The organism is Micromonospora echinaurantiaca (assembly GCF_900090235.1).
GTDB lineage: Bacteria > Actinomycetota > Actinomycetes > Mycobacteriales > Micromonosporaceae > Micromonospora > Micromonospora echinaurantiaca.
Map to the genome: position 1 here is coordinate 1,319,017 of NZ_LT607750.1, position 12,511 is coordinate 1,331,527.

Genomic DNA, 12,511 nt, shown 5'->3' on the forward strand with positions numbered 1-12,511 from the left:
TGCCCGACCTGCCGGGCGAGGATCGCTACGAGAGGACTGACCCCAGCCATGCCGATCTGGTTCGCATACACGTTGATCGTGTTGCTGATCATCACGAGCGTCCTGCTCACCCTGCTGATCCTGCTCCACCGAGGTAAGGGTGGCGGGCTGTCGAGCATGTTCGGCGGCGGCGTCAGCTCCAGCCTGGCGGGGTCGTCGGTGGCCGAGAAGAACCTGGACCGCTACACCGTTCTGGTGGGTATTGTCTGGTTCGCCTGCATCGTCGGGCTCGGCCTCTGGCTCCGGCTGCAACTCGACGGCGCCGCCTGAGTCGCCCGTCAAGTCGTACAATCTGCGCGCGGTCCGTCCCCCGACGGGCCGCGCGCAGTCCGTTTCACCCCGCTGCACCGCGTCGCCCGCCGCCCTCCTGAGCGGCGGTCCCCTCCGACGACAGGAGCGAGCAGCCGTGCCGAACGGCCACGTCATCCGCGGCTCGCGGGTCGGGTCCGTGCCCGAACGCCCCGCCGAGCGCTACGAGCCGGCCCCCTGCCGGCCGGTCACCTACTGGTGCCGCAACGGGCACCACACCCAGATCCGGATCGCCGCCGAGGCGGAGGCGCCCCCGGTCTGGGACTGCCCGCGCTGCGGCTACCCGGCCGGCCAGGACGCGCAGAACCCGCCCGGCCGGGTGCGCTCCGAGCCCTACAAGAGCCACCTGGCGTACGTGAAGGAGCGGCGCACCGACGCCGAGGGCGAGGCCATCCTGGCCGAGGCGCTCGCCGAGCTGCGCCGCCGCCGCGGCACCGGCTGACCGGAACCCGGCCGACCGGTCCGCGGGCGTCCTCGCCGGCGGGAAAACCGAACCCGCTCGAATCCGGGCCGCCGCTCCACCCGAAGTGGGCCTTCGCCGCCGGGCCCAGCCCGGTCAGCGGAGGCTGCGCAGCCGGGCCGGCACGTCGGCAGCCGCGGACCGGTCCAGCAGCCAGAGGGTACGGCTGGTGCCCTGGACCCCGGCCGCCGGCAACTGCACCGGCCCCGCGCCGGCCAGCGCCATCCCCACCGCGTGGGCCTTGTCCGCCCCGCTGGCCACCAGCCAGACCTCCTCGGCGGTGTTGATCGCCGGCAGGGTGAGGGTGGTCCGCACCGGCGGCGGCTTCGGACTGCCCCGTACCGCGCTGACCGGCCGGCTCTCGTAGTGCACCGGGTGCTCCGGGAAGACCGAGGCCACGTGCCCGTCCTCGCCGACGCCGAGCAGCAGCACGTCGAAGTGGGGGAGCAGGGCCGTGCCCGGCCGGGCCGCGGCGGCCAGCTCGGCGGCGTACCGGGCGGCCGCCTCCTCCGGGTCGGCGCCGGCGTCGGACGGCGGCATCGGGTGCACCCGGGCCGGGTCCAGCGGCACGGCGTCAAGCAGCGCCGCCCGCGCCTGGGTCTCGTTGCGCTCCGGGTCGCCAACCGGCAGGAACCGCTCGTCGCCCCACCAGACGTCCACCCGGGACCAGTCCACCGCGTCCCGGGCCGGCAGCGCCGCCACCGCCCGGTAGACCGCCGCGGCGATCCGCCCGCCGGTCAGCACCATCGCCGCCTGCCCCCGCGCGGCCTGCGCGTCGAGCAGCCGCACCACCAGCCGAGCCGCCACGGTCTGCGCCAGCAGATCGGCGTCGGCGTGGACGGCGACACTCACCTCACTCATCCGTGTGCCTTCGTTTCCCGACCGCCCGGCGGTCGCTGTCCGTCATCCCCGATCCCGGCCGTACGGCGGCCGTCGGGGTGCTCAGTGCTCGGCGCTCATGTCAGCGTGCGCGGTGACCCCGGCCTCGGCGCGCTGCGCGGTGGCCGGGTCCTTCCAGACGTGCACCCGCTGGCCCGGGCGCTGTTCCAGCCCGGTCAGCCCGGCGGCGGCGCCGAGCGCCTCCGCGTACACCTGATCGGCGTCGAGCCGGCGCAGCTCCTCGGCCAGCTCGTCGCCGAGCGGCCGGCGCACCAGCGGCAGCTGGCGATCGTCCTGGCCGGTCCGGCGGAACGTCGCGACGCTGTCGTCCCGGGTCAGCGTCAGCTCGTCGCCGTTGGCGCAGCGCAGCTGCACCTCACGCATCCGGGGGAACTGGTCGGTGGTCTGCCAGCGCGGGGTGATGCCGAGCCGGCTGCCCAGCCAGCCGATCATCAACGCCGCCGTCGGGTCGCTGCCCGGCGCGACCACGGTCGCCTCGGTGACCCGCGCCTGCGTGGTGTCGAACGCACCGGCCACCAGCGTGCGCCACGGGGTGATCCGGGTCCAGGCCAGGTCGGTGTCGCCGGGCGCGTAGTCCCGGGCGCGTTGCCGCAGCGCCTCGATCGGATCCACGGCCTGCGCGGTGTCGGTGATCCGCCGGTCGGCCACCACCCCGAGGAAGTCGGTGGCGATCTCCTCCGGCGGCTCGCCGTGCCACCAGGTCACCACCGGCACGTCCGGCACGAGCAGCGGCATCACCACCGACTCGGCGTGCAGCGCGAGCCGGCCGTACATCCGGGTGACCACCGCCTCGCCGGGGCCGAGCCGGCCACCGACGACGATCTCCGCGTCCAGCCGGTTGCGGTCCCGTTCGACGTCGGCGCGGACCACCACCACCAGGCGGCACGGGTGGGCGGCGGACGCTATGGTCGCGGCCGCCTCCGCCTCGCGGACCCGCTTCTCGTCCACCACCACGATCAGCGTCAGGGCCATCCCGCTGGCCACCCCGCCGGCGCTGCGACGCTCGGCGGCCAGCGCCTTGACCACCTCGTTGCCGGTGGTGTCCCACAGGCCGATCACTGGAGCCTCCCGGTCCGTCCGAGCCTGATGATTCGCTCGCTCTGCTCGCTCATGCCGGCACTCCGCTGCGCTGCGTGCCGCCATGAGGCACCGTCGCGCTGAGCCTGATGATTCGCTCGCTGCGCTCGCTCATGCGCGCCGCCAGGCGCGGCCCTCGCGGGCCAGCATCTCGTCGGCGGCCCGCGGACCCCACTCGCCGGCCCGGTACGGCTCCGGCTTGGTGCCCGCCCAGGCGTGCTCCAGCGGGTCCACGACCTGCCAGCTCTGCTCGACCTCGGCGGCGTCCGGGAAGAGGGTGCGGTCGCCGATCAGCACGTCCAGCACCAGCCGCTCGTACGCCTCCGGGCTGGACTCGGTGAACGCCTCGCCGTACTGGAAGTCCATCGCAATGTCGCGGACCTCCATCGTGGTGCCCGGCACCTTGGCGCCGAACTTCAGCACCACGCCCTCGTCCGGCTGCACCCGGATGACCAGCTGGTTGTTGCCCAGCGACTCCATGTCCGCCGGGTTGAACGGCAGGTGCGGCGCCCGCTTGAACATGATGGCCACCTCGGTGACCCGCCGCGGCAGCCGCTTGCCGGCCCGGATGTAGAACGGCACCTCGGCCCAGCGCCGGTTCTGGATGCCCAGCCGCACCGCCACGTACGTCTCCGTGGTGGAGTCCGGCGGGACCCCCTCCTCGTCCAGGTAGCCCACCGCCCGCTGGCCGCCCACCCAGCCCGGCAGGTACTGGCCCCGCACGGTGCCCTGGGAGACGTCCCTGGGCAGCGTGATCGCCTTGAGCACCTTGAGCTTCTCGGTGCGGATCTCGTCGGCGTCGAAGCTGGTCGGTTCCTCCATCGCCACCAGCGCCAGCAGCTGGAGCAGGTGGTTCTGGAGCACGTCGCGGGCGGTGCCGACCGAGTCGTAGAACGCGGCCCGGGTGCCGATGCCGACGTCCTCGGCCATGGTGATCTGCACCGAGTCGACGTACTTGGAGTTCCACAGCGGCTCGAACAGGTTGTTGGCGAACCGCAGGGCGAGGATGTTCTGGACCGTCTCCTTGCCCAGGTAGTGGTCGATCCGGAAGACGTCCCGGCGGGTGAAGACGTCGTCGACCAGGTCGTTGAGCGCCTTCGCCGAGGGCAGGTCGTGGCCGAACGGCTTCTCCACCACCACCCGGCGCCAGCCGCCCGACTTCTCGTTGTCGGCCAGCCCGGTCCGGGCCAGCTGCTTGAGCACCACCGGAAACGCGGCCGGTGGGATGGAGAAGTAGAAGGCCGCGTTGCCGGGGATGCCGTGCGACTGGCGCAGCTCGTCCAGGCAGCGGGCCAGGTGGTCGAAGGCGGCGTCGTCGTCGAACGAGCCGCCGACGAACTTGATGTTGCCGGCCAGCCGCGCCCAGACCTCCTCCCGCCACGGGGTGCGGGCGTGCTTCTTCGCCGCCTCGCAGGCCAGGGTCTCGAAGTCGCCGTCGCCCCAGTCCCGCCGGGCGAACCCGAGCACCACGAAACCCGGTGGCAGCAGACCGCGGTTGGCCAGGTCGTACACCGCCGGGAGCAACTTCTTCCGGGCCAGGTCGCCGGTGACGCCGAAGATCACCAGAGCGCACGGCTCCGGGATCCTCGGCAGCCGCCGGTCCTGCGGGTCGCGCAGCGGGTTCACGCCGCCTCCTCGCTCCGCCCGGTCCACGTCGTCCATCGTCACGCCCGCAGCGCCCCCGTCGCATCGAGCAGCTGGGCCAGCCCCGCCGACCGGTCGGTCAGGTGCAACCGCAGCACCGGGCGCTGCCGGCCGGCCAGTGCCTGCCGGTCGCCGGCGGCCTGCGCCGCCTGCAACTCGCCGAAGGTGTACGGCTTGCCCGGCACCGGCAGGTCGTCGGTGACCGCGCCGGTCAGCTGCAGGTAGCTGCCGACCTGCGGGCCGCCCTTGTGGTACTGCCCCGTGGAGTGCAGGAACCGCGGACCCCAGCCGAAGGTGACCGGGCGCCCGGCGGCGCCGGCGAGCAACGGCCGCAGCCGGGCCGCGTCGGCGTCGGCGAACCGGTCGAGGTACGCCATCACCGCCAGGTAGCCGTCGTCACCCAGCCCGTCCACCAGCCAGCGCAGCACGCCGGCCAGGTCGCCCGGAGCGCCCGCCGGGGCGTACACCTCGATCGCGCCCTCGGTGAACGACGGCGTCTCCGCCGGCGCACCGGAGGCCAGGATCTTGTTGGTGTTCTCCTTGCTCTCGGTGACGTTGGGTTGGTTGAACGGGTCGATGCCGAGCACCACGCCGGCGACCGCGGTGGCGTACTCCCAGGTCAGGAACTGGGCGCCGAGCGGCCCGTTGACCGCCACGTCCGGCGTAGCGCCGCCGCCGGGCATCTGGCCGGCGCCCAGCGCGCCGCCGTAGGTCACGGCGAGCACGTCCGGCCCGGTGGCGCCCGGGCTCTGCGGCGACTCGACGACCACCGGGAGGATGCCGACCCCGGCCTTGCCGGTGGACTCGGCGATCAGCTGCTCGGCCCAGTCGCCCAGTCCGTCGATGCCGGTGCCGTCGGCGATCAGCGCGACCTTGTCCCGGCCCATGGTGGCCGCCGCGCCGAGCGCGGCGCCGAGCGCCAGGCCCGGGTTGTCGCCGTCCCGGCCGAACGAGGAGAACAGCGCCTCGGCCTCGTCCAGCAGCTCGACCACCTCGACCCCGGCCAGTGCGGACGGGACCAGCCCGAACGCGGTCAGCGCCGAGTACCGGCCGCCCACGTTCGGGTCGGCCAGCACGGCGATCGCGCCCATCTCGGCGGCGGTCTGCTCCAGCGGCGATCCCGGGTCGGTGACGATGACGAAGTGCCGGCCGGCCTCCGCCTCGGTCATCCCGGCGTCGAGGAACGCCTGCCAGTACGCGCGGCGGTGGCTGTCGGTCTCCACCGTCGAGCCGGACTTGCTGGCCACCACCACCACGGTGCGCTCCAGCCGGTCGGCCAGCGCCGCCCGGACCTGCCCCGGGTCGGTGGTGTCCAGCACGGTCAGCTGCTTGCCGAGGGTGCGCGCGATGACCTCGGGGGCCAGCGAGGAGCCGCCCATCCCGGCGAGCACCACGTGGTCCAGGTCGGCCAGCTCCGCCTTCAGCTCGGCGAGCTGGGGGAGCAGTTCGCGGCTACGGCGGTGGGTGTCCACCCAGCCGAGCCGGATCTTCGCCTCGGCCTCGGCGTCGGGACCCCACAGGGTGGCGTCCTTCGCGGCCAGCCGGCCCGGTACGCCGTTGGCGACCAGCGCCTGCCGGGTGGAGGCGGGGGCCGACCGGTCGACCGCGTCCGCCCCGTGCACCGCGATCCCGGCGGCCGCCTCGACCGGCCCCGCCAACAGGTCGCTCATGACAGCACTCCGCTTCGCTGCGTGCCGCCATGAGGCACCTTCGCGTTGAACCTGATGATTCGCTCGCTCATGACACCACCCGCGTTCCGCCCCGCGCCGGGCCGGTCCGTCTGTTCGCTCACGCGTTGCCTCCCGCCTGCTGCGCGGCCTGGGCGTTGTCCTTGGCGGCCCGGCCGGGGTGCCCGGTGCCCTGCCCGGCGGCGGCCAGCGACTTGCGGACGCCGTCGATCAGCTCCAGCCAGCTGGCCTCGAACTTCTCCACGCCCTCGCGCTCCAGCACCGCGATCACGTCGGCCATGTCGACGCCCACCGACTCCAGGTCGGTGAAGACCTTGCGGGCGTCGTCGTACGCGCCGGTGACGGTGTCGGCGCTGGTCTCGCCGTGGTCGGCGTACGCGTGGATCACCGGCTCCGGCATGGTGTTGACGGTGCCCGGTGCGATCAGCTCCTCGACGTAGATGACGTCCCGGTAGTCCGGGTTCTTGGTCGAGGTGGAGGCCCACAGCGGCCGCTGCGGGTGCGCCCCGGCGTCGGCCAGGGCCTGCCAGCGGTCGGAGGAGAAGACCTTGCCGTAACGCTCGTACGCCAGCCGGGCGTTGGCCACGGCGGCCTTGCCCCGCAGCGCCTTGGCCTGCTCGGAGCCGATCTTCTCCAGCCGCTTGTCGACCTCGGTGTCGACCCGGGAGACGAAGAAGGACGCCACCGAGCCGATCTTGGACAGGTCGTGCCCGTTCGCCTTCGCCTGCTCCAGGCCGGCCAGGAACGCCTCCATCACCTGGGAGTAGCGGTCCAGCCCGAAGATCAGGGTCACGTTGACGCTGATCCCCTGGGCCAGAGTGGCGGTGATCGCCGGCAGGCCCGCCTCGGTGGCGGGGATCTTGATGAAGAGGTTGGGCCGGTCGATCAGCCACCACAGCGCGCCGGCCTCGGCGACGGTCTTGTCCGTCTCGTGCGCCAGCCGCGGGTCCACCTCGATGGAGACCCGGCCGTCCACCCCGCCGGTGGCGTCGTACGCCGGCCGCATCACGTCGCAGGCCCACCGCACGTCGTACGTGGTGAGCATGCGGACGGCCTCCTCGACGTCCACCCCACGGATGGCGAGGTCCTTGAGCTGCCAGTTGTACTCGTCCGCGTCGCTCAGCGCCTTGGCGAAGATGGTCGGGTTGGAGGTCACCCCGACCAGGTGCATCTCCCGGCGGAGCTGGTCCAGCCCGCCCGAGCTCAGTCGCGTCCTGGAAAGATCGTCGAGCCAGATCGCCACGCCTGCGGCGCTGAGCTCACCCAGCCTGTCCGTCATGCCGTCCACGCTCCCTCAGTTGCCGGTGGTGAAACCGGTGATGTCGCCCACCCGGGTCAGTGCCGCGTGCGCGGCGGCCACGATCCGGTCGGGAGTGAACCCGAACTGCTCGAAGAGCACGGAGTGCGGGGCACTCGCCCCGTAGTGCTCCAGGCTGACGCTCTCGCCGCAGTCGCCGACGATCGCGCGCCAGGACATGGCGATGCCCGCCTCCACGCTCACCCGTGCCTTTACCCCGCGCGGCAGCACCGACTCCCGGTACGCCTCGTCCTGCTCGGCGAACCACTCCTGGCAGGGCATCGACACGACCCGGGTGGGCGTGCCGTCCGCCTCCAGCCGCTCCCGCGCGGTCAGGCAGAGCTGCACCTCGGAGCCGGTGCCGACGAGGATCACCTGCGGCTTGCCGGTGGACGCTTCGGCCAGCACGTAGCCGCCCTTCGCCACCCCCTCGGCGCCGGCCAGCGTCGACCGGTCGAAGGTCGGCAGCGCCTGGCGGCTGAGCGCCAGCGCGGTCGGCCGGTCGGTGTGCTCCAGCGCCTGCCGCCAGGCCCAGGCCGTCTCGTTCGCGTCGGCCGGGCGGACCACGTCCAGGCCCGGGATCGCCCGCAGCGCGGTCAGGTGCTCCACCGGCTGGTGGGTGGGGCCGTCCTCGCCGAGGCCGATCGAGTCGTGCGTCCAGACGTAGACCACCGGCAGCTTCATCAGTGCGGCCAACCGGACGGACGGCCGCATGTAGTCGCTGAACACCAGGAAGGTGCCGCCGTACGGGCGGGTGCCGCCGTGCAGCGCGATGCCGTTGAGGATCGCGCCCATGGCGTGCTCGCGGATGCCGAAGTGCAGCGTGCGGCCGTACTCGTGGCCGGGGAAGTCCTTGGTGGCGTGGGTGGCCGGGATGAAGGAGGGCTCGCCCTTCATCGTGGTGTTGTTGCTCTCGGCCAGGTCGGCCGAACCACCCCACAGCTCCGGCAGCACCGGCGCGAGCGCCTCCAGCACCTTGCCGGACGCGGCCCGGGTGGCGATGCCCTTGGCGTCGGCCGGGAACTCCGGCAGGGCGTCCGCCCAGCCCTGCGGCAGCGTCCGGCTGGCCAGCCGGTCCCAGAGCGCCCGGCGCTCCGGGTTGCCCTGCGCCCAGGTGTCGAACGCCCCGGTCCACTCGCGCTGGGCCGCCGCGCCGCGCTCCATCACCTGGCGGGCGTGCGCGAGGACCTCCTCGTCCACCTCGAAGGTGCGCTGCGGGTCGAAGCCGAGGATCTGCTTGGTGGCGGCCACCTCGTCGGCGCCGAGGGCCGAGCCGTGGATCTTGCCGGTGTTCTGCTTGTTGGGGGCGGGCCAGCCGATGATGGTGCGCAGCGCGATGAAGGAGGGGCGGCCGGTCTCCGCCTTCGCCGCCAGCAGCGCCTGGTAGAGCGCCTCCACGTCCTCGTGGTAGTCACCCTGGTCGGCGTCGCCGCGGCGCCAGTCGACCGTCTGCACGTGCCAGCCGTACGCCTCGTAGCGGGCCGCGACGTCCTCGCTCTTGGCGATCCGGGTGTCGTCCTCGATGGAGATCTCGTTGTCGTCGTAGATCACGCAGAGGTTGCCCAGCTGCTGGTGCCCGGCGAGCGCGCTGGCCTCGTGGCTGATGCCCTCCTCGATGTCGCCGTCGGAGGCGATGCACCAGATGTCGTGGTCGAAGACCGAGGCGCCCGGCTCGGCCTCCGGGTCGAACAGGCCGCGCTCGCGGCGGGCCGCCATGGCCATCCCGACCGCGTTGCCCATGCCCTGGCCGAGCGGCCCGGTGGTGGTCTCCACGCCGGGGGTGTGCCCGTGCTCCGGGTGGCCCGGGGTCAGCGAGCCCCACTGCCGCAGCGACTGCAGGTCCTCCAGGCTCAGCGGGTAGCCGGAGAGGAAGAGCTGGATGTAGAGGGTGAGGCTGGAGTGGCCGGCGGAGAGCACGAAACGGTCCCGGCCGGGCCAGTTCGGGTCGGCCGGGTTGTGCCGCATCACCCGGTTGAAGAGCAGGTACGCCGCGGGCGCCAGGCTCATCGCGGTGCCCGGGTGGCCGTTGCCGGATTTCTCCACGGCGTCCATGGCCAGCACGCGGACGGTGTCGACGGCCCGGCGGTCGAGGTCGGACCAGTTCAGTGCGGGGTGCTCGGGACGGTTGGCAGCCACGATCGTTGTGCTCCTCGGCAGATGGGCGGAACCCTCACTGATGACCCTATCGAGCGGTCCTAAACGTCCGCCCGGGGATCTCTGCATGCTGGTCTGTACGTGTCCGGGCGGATCGACGTTCGATCCCGCGACGGTGTGACGGCTCGCACCGTTGCCGGGTCGGCCGGGCAGCCAAAACGACAGCGCGTAGTGTGTGGGGCGGTGTGTGGACCCGAACCGGGCCCGGCCGACCCGACCTCCCCTGCCGACGCCGGAAGGTGGCAATCCGTGAGCATGATCACCGACCGCCCCGTCAGCACCCCTGCCGGGCAGCAGCCGGTGCGCACGGGGGGCAAGGAGGCGGTGGCCGCGCCGCGGGACGTCCGGGCGGTGCTGTCGGCGTACGTCACGCTGACCAAGCCGCGGATCGTCGAGCTGCTGCTGGTCACCACCGTGCCGGCGATGATGCTCGCGGACGGCGGCCTGCCGTCGCTCTGGCTGGTCGCCGTGGTGCTGGTCGGCGGCTCGCTCGCGGCCGGCGCGGCCAGCGTCATCAACTGCTACATCGACCGGGACATCGACCAGCTGATGCGGCGCACCAAGCGCCGCCCGCTGCCGGCGCACACGGTGACCCCGCGCAACGCGTTGATCTTCGGGCTGGTGCTGGCCGCGGTGTCGGTGGCGCTGATGGCGGCGTTCACCAACCTGCTGGCCGCCGGGCTCACCCTCGCCGCGATCGTCTACTACGACGTCGTCTACACCCTCTGGCTCAAGCGCACCACGACGGCGAACACGTTCTGGGGCGGCGCCTGCGGGGCGGCGCCGGTGCTGATCGGCTGGGCGGCGGTGACCGGGTCGCTGGCGCCGGCGGCGTGGGCCCTGTTCGCGGTGGTCTTCTTCTGGCAGATGCCGCACTTCTACCCGCTGGCGATGAAGTACAAGGACGACTACGCCCGAGCCGGCATCCCGATGCTGCCGGTGGTGGCCTCCGCCCGCCGGGTGAACGCCGAGATCGTCATCTTCGCCTGGCTGACCGTGGCGTCCTCGCTGGCGGTCTGGCCGCTGGGGATGAGCCTGGTCTACGGGGTGCCCGCCGTGGTCGTCGGCGCCATCTTCCTCGTCGAGGCGCACAAGCTGGCCCGCCGGAGCGCCCGGGGGCTGGCGGTCAAGCCGATGCGGCTGTTCCACTGGTCGACGACGTACCTGACCCTCCTCTTCGCGGCCGTCGCGCTGGACGCCCTGATCTGACCCACGGCGGCCGGCCGGAGGCCGCTGCTCGGTGGCTCCCGCCGACGGAGCGAGACGGCTTCCCGGGGCGCTAGCTGGCTCGACAAATCATCATCATAGATGAGTTGTCCGGGTTTCATGTCACATCAGGGTGACTGTCGTCATGAGTCCGACCGGCTCAACCTGTGCCGACCCGGGGTGGTTTGCCGGGCCACTTTGCCAGCGGAAGTCCGGATATAACCGGGCGAATCACCTGTGGTTCTCCTTAAACCTAGAGGTAATTGGCATCACAAAAGGTTCATGGTTCTCGCCCGCCTGGGTGGAAGTCTGCTTAGGCTTCGCGTCATGGCAGATGGTTCCGATACGACGCTGACGGCCGAGCAGACCGCTCCCGAGCAGGCCCCCAACGGCCTGGTCGCGGGGATCAAGTCGTTCGCCGCCGGGCACGGCGGCGCGAAGGCGGTCATCGAGTACGTCGGCAAGCGGGGCGCGCGCATCGTCCTGGTGGGCGCGGACGGCGCGTGGGGCGACCAGTTCGCCGACGACACCGTCGTCGCGCGGCAGGCCTGCGCCAAGGCTGGGGTCGCGGTCGAGAACGCCTGGGAGCGTGAGCTGATGGACCAGATGCGTCCGAGCAACGACCTCTGGCGGTCGATGGCCCGACGCACGATGGCCCGCTGACCTTGACCGACCACCACCAGTCGACCCGGGGGGAACCCCGGGTCGCTCTCGTCACCTGCACCGAACTGCGCGACCTCGACCCGGACGACCGGCTGGTGCTCGCCCCGCTGGCCCGGCACGGCGTCACCGCCGAGCCGGCGGTCTGGGACGACCCGGCCGTCGACTGGGCCGGCTACGACCTGGCCGTGCTCCGCTCCCCGTGGGACTACGCGCTGCGCCGCGACGAGTTCGTCGCCTGGGCCGCCACCGTCCCGACGCTGGCCAACCCGGCCGACGTGGTGCGCTGGAACACCGACAAGCGCTACCTGGCCGAGCTCTCCGCCGCCGGGGTGCCCACCGTGCCCACGTCCTGGGTCGCGCCGGGGGAGAGCTGGCAGCCGCTCGCCGACTCCGGCGAGTACGTGATCAAGCCGGCGGTGAGCGCGGGCAGCCAGGACACCGGCCGGTACGACCTGGCCGACCCCGAGCACCGGGAACTGGCCGTGGCGCACGTGCGGCGGCTCTCCGCCGCCGGTCGGGTGACCATGGTCCAGCCGTACCTGCGGGCGGTGGACAGCGCCGGCGAGACCGCGCTGCTCTTCCTGGCCGGCCCGGACGGCCTGGCGTTCAGCCACGCGATCCGCAAGGGTCCGATGCTCACCGGCCCGGACCTGGGCGTGGAGGGGCTCTACAAGCCCGAGGAGATCTGCGCACGCACCGCCACCGAGGAACAGTTGGCGGTGGCGGAGAAGACCCTGGCGGCGGTGCCGGGCGGCGCGGAGCGGCTGCTCTACGCCCGGGTCGACCTGATCCCGGGCGCGGACGGCGCGCCGGTCCTGGTCGAGCTGGAGCTGACCGAGCCGTCGCTCTTCCTGGGCCACGCCGAGGGCGCTCCCGAGCGCCTGGCCGCCGCCATCCGCACCCACCTGGACCGCCGCCCCTGACCGGCGCCAGACACCCTCACCCGGCCCCGCCGGTCCGCCCACGCGGACCGGCGGGGCCGGCTCACATCCGCCGGGCGGGGGAGGCCGCAACATCCCGGATGTGGTGGTTTCGGCGGGCGGGGGAGGCCGCAACATCCCGGATGTGGGGCTC

Annotated in this window: 11 protein-coding genes; 5 read left to right on the forward strand and 6 right to left on the reverse strand. The window is 72.9% G+C overall.

Features of this window, described 5'->3' with window-relative positions; translation table 11 throughout:
- The first annotated feature begins 48 nt into the window (after nt 1-48).
- Nucleotides 49-309 carry a preprotein translocase subunit SecG gene (gene secG / locus GA0070609_RS06095; RefSeq protein ID WP_088992894.1) on the forward strand — a complete coding sequence of 87 codons (261 nt, stop codon included), beginning with the start codon at nt 49-51 and terminating at the stop codon, nt 307-309.
- 136 nt (nt 310-445) lie between these two features.
- Nucleotides 446-790 (forward strand): RNA polymerase-binding protein RbpA, encoded by a 345-nt coding sequence (locus GA0070609_RS06100; protein WP_088992895.1) that lies wholly within the window; start codon nt 446-448, stop codon nt 788-790.
- Between the two features lie 114 nt (nt 791-904).
- Here the strand turns inward: GA0070609_RS06100 and pgl are convergent, their stop codons facing one another.
- The 6 genes from pgl to tkt all read right to left on the reverse strand — a co-directional run bounded on the left by pgl (nt 905) and on the right by tkt (nt 9,550).
- Nucleotides 905-1,669: a 6-phosphogluconolactonase gene (pgl, locus tag GA0070609_RS06105; RefSeq protein ID WP_088992896.1), complete on the reverse strand. Its 765-nt coding sequence runs from the start codon at nt 1,667-1,669 to the stop codon at nt 905-907.
- Nucleotides 1,670-1,750: 81 nt separating this feature from the next.
- Complete coding sequence (locus tag GA0070609_RS06110; RefSeq protein WP_088992897.1) at nt 1,751-2,767, reverse strand: glucose-6-phosphate dehydrogenase assembly protein OpcA; 1,017 nt, start codon at nt 2,765-2,767, stop codon at nt 1,751-1,753.
- Between the two features lie 129 nt (nt 2,768-2,896).
- Nucleotides 2,897-4,447 carry a glucose-6-phosphate dehydrogenase gene (gene zwf, locus GA0070609_RS06115; RefSeq protein WP_088992898.1) on the reverse strand — a complete coding sequence of 517 codons (1,551 nt, stop codon included), beginning with the start codon at nt 4,445-4,447 and terminating at the stop codon, nt 2,897-2,899.
- A 2-nt stretch (nt 4,448-4,449) separates the two neighbouring features.
- The gene (locus GA0070609_RS06120; RefSeq protein ID WP_088992899.1) at nt 4,450-6,099 is read right to left on the reverse strand and encodes a glucose-6-phosphate isomerase; all 1,650 of its coding nucleotides are present in this window, start codon (nt 6,097-6,099) and stop codon (nt 4,450-4,452) included.
- Between the two features lie 118 nt (nt 6,100-6,217).
- Nucleotides 6,218-7,396 carry a transaldolase gene (gene tal / locus GA0070609_RS06125; protein ID WP_088997527.1) on the reverse strand — a complete coding sequence of 393 codons (1,179 nt, stop codon included), beginning with the start codon at nt 7,394-7,396 and terminating at the stop codon, nt 6,218-6,220.
- Between the two features lie 15 nt (nt 7,397-7,411).
- The gene (gene tkt, locus GA0070609_RS06130; protein ID WP_088992900.1) at nt 7,412-9,550 is read right to left on the reverse strand and encodes a transketolase; all 2,139 of its coding nucleotides are present in this window, start codon (nt 9,548-9,550) and stop codon (nt 7,412-7,414) included.
- Between the two features lie 267 nt (nt 9,551-9,817).
- On the opposite strand from tkt, the gene GA0070609_RS06135 reads away from it, so the two are divergent.
- From GA0070609_RS06135 to GA0070609_RS06145, 3 genes are all read left to right on the forward strand, one after another.
- Nucleotides 9,818-10,777 (forward strand): heme o synthase, encoded by a 960-nt coding sequence (locus GA0070609_RS06135; RefSeq protein WP_088992901.1) that lies wholly within the window; start codon nt 9,818-9,820, stop codon nt 10,775-10,777.
- Nucleotides 10,778-11,101: 324 nt separating this feature from the next.
- Entirely contained in the window at nt 11,102-11,437 is a 336-nt protein-coding gene (locus tag GA0070609_RS06140; RefSeq protein ID WP_088992902.1) for a hypothetical protein, read from the forward strand.
- 2 nt (nt 11,438-11,439) lie between these two features.
- On the forward strand, nt 11,440-12,360 hold the full coding sequence (locus tag GA0070609_RS06145; protein ID WP_088992903.1) for an ATP-grasp domain-containing protein: 921 nt from the start codon (nt 11,440-11,442) through the stop codon (nt 12,358-12,360).
- Nucleotides 12,361-12,511 lie beyond the last annotated feature (151 nt).

Bases quoted from the DNA above. Each gene is read 5' to 3' on its own strand.
- secG (WP_088992894.1), top strand. From the start codon at position 49: ATGCCGATCTGGTTCGCATACACGTTGATCGTGTTGCTGATCATCACG.
- pgl (WP_088992896.1), bottom strand. From the start codon at position 1,669: ATGAGTGAGGTGAGTGTCGCCGTCCACGCCGACGCCGATCTGCTGGCG.
- zwf (WP_088992898.1), bottom strand. From the start codon at position 4,447: ATGGACGACGTGGACCGGGCGGAGCGAGGAGGCGGCGTGAACCCGCTG.
- GA0070609_RS06120 (WP_088992899.1), bottom strand. From the start codon at position 6,099: ATGAGCGACCTGTTGGCGGGGCCGGTCGAGGCGGCCGCCGGGATCGCG.
- tal (WP_088997527.1), bottom strand. From the start codon at position 7,396: ATGACGGACAGGCTGGGTGAGCTCAGCGCCGCAGGCGTGGCGATCTGG.
- GA0070609_RS06140 (WP_088992902.1), top strand. From the start codon at position 11,102: ATGGCAGATGGTTCCGATACGACGCTGACGGCCGAGCAGACCGCTCCC.